The sequence below is a fragment of the Paraburkholderia sp. JHI2823 genome, assembly GCF_038900695.1.
Classification (GTDB): domain Bacteria; phylum Pseudomonadota; class Gammaproteobacteria; order Burkholderiales; family Burkholderiaceae; genus Paraburkholderia; species Paraburkholderia mimosarum.
Window position 1 is genome coordinate 1 of the sequence record NZ_JAYMRY010000140.1, and the last position, 1,142, is coordinate 1,142.

The 1,142-nt window shown below is 66.2% G+C and carries 1 protein-coding gene; it reads right to left on the reverse strand.

From position 1 onward, the window contains the following. The coding region (gene hutU / locus VSR34_RS37965) for a urocanate hydratase (protein WP_342965183.1) at window positions 1-1,142 on the reverse strand (1,142 nt) is incomplete at both ends.

Consider the following 1,142-nt stretch of genomic DNA (forward strand, 5'->3'; position numbering starts at 1 on the left):
GGCAGCCCCTGGAACGCGATGCGCTCGCGCGCCATGTCGAGCCAGTTGTGCAGGTGCGGATCGTCGGGAATCAGCTCCTTGACCTTGGCGTCGGTCTTATAGATGTCCTCGGGATCGCCCGAAAGCGCGACCCAGCGGAACGGCCCCTTGCCCTCGCAGAACAGCGGACGAATGTACGCGGGCACGAAGCCCGGGAAATCGAACGCGTTTTCCACGCCCATTTCCAGCGCCATCTGGCGGATGTTGTTGCCGTAGTCGAGCGTGGCCGCCCCGCGCGCCTGCAGCGTGAGCATCGCGCGCACCTGGTTGGCCATCGATTCCTTCGCCACCTTCACGATCGTTTCGGGCGCAACCTTCTGCGCTTCGCGCCACTGCGCGACCGTCCAGCCCTGCGGCAGGTAGCCGTTGATCGGATCGTGCGCGCTCGTCTGGTCCGTCACGCAGTCCGGCGTGATGCCGCGCTTCACGAACTCGGCGAACACGTCCGCCGCGTTGCCGAGCAGGCCCACCGAAACCGGCTTGCCCGTGTGCTTCGCTTCCGCGACGATGGCGAGCGCCTCGTCGATGGTCTTCGCCTTGCGGTCCACGTAGCGCGTCTTCAGGCGGAAGTCGATGCGCGTCTCGTCACATTCCACAGCGATCATCGAGAAGCCCGCCATGGTCGCCGCGAGCGGCTGTGCGCCGCCCATGCCGCCCAGACCGCCGGTGAGGATCCAGCGGCCCTTCGGGTCGCCGTTGAAGTGCTGGTTCGCCACCGAATAGAAGGTTTCGTAGGTGCCCTGCACGATGCCCTGCGAGCCGATGTAGATCCAGCTGCCCGCCGTCATCTGGCCGTACATCATGAGGCCCTTGCGGTCCAGTTCGTGGAAATGCTCCCACGTGGCCCAGTGCGGCACGAGGTTCGAGTTCGCGAGCAGCACGCGCGGCGCGTCGGCGTGCGTGCGGAACACGCCCACGGGCTTGCCCGACTGGATCAGCAGCGTCTCGTCTTCGTTCAGGTCCTTCAGCGACGCGAGGATCTGGTCGAAACACTCCCAGTTGCGCGCGGCGCGGCCAATGCCGCCGTAGACCACGAGCGCATGCGGATGCTCGGCGACCTCGGGGTCCAGATTGTTCTGGATCATCCGGTAGGCGGCTTCCGC